Here is a 207-nt window from a genome sequence, read left to right on the forward strand (position 1 = left end):
TGGGGGCACCACAGATGAAGAAGCACAAGTCCGTTGCGGGATCGGCCGGTTTGTTCCGGATCCGGTCCCTTGTCGCGTTCCGGCACCAGAGTCGGGTCGCTCGTGTTCTTTCGGCGGTCGCGGCTTTGGCGATCGCGTTGGTGTTCGTGCCGACGACGGCGTTCGCGGTGCACGACACGGGGAAGTTCGAGCTGGACGGGAACATCG

The 207-nt window shown here is 64.3% G+C and carries 1 protein-coding gene; it reads left to right on the forward strand.

Annotated elements, in window-relative coordinates:
* Window positions 1–14 precede the first annotated feature (14 nt).
* Window positions 15–207 (forward strand): hypothetical protein (locus tag EFL26_RS24080; RefSeq protein WP_183408049.1); only part of this gene is annotated, 193 nt, incomplete at its 3' end.

Source organism: Nocardioides pocheonensis, assembly GCF_003725535.1.
Taxonomy (GTDB): Bacteria; Actinomycetota; Actinomycetes; order Propionibacteriales; family Nocardioidaceae; genus Marmoricola; species Marmoricola pocheonensis.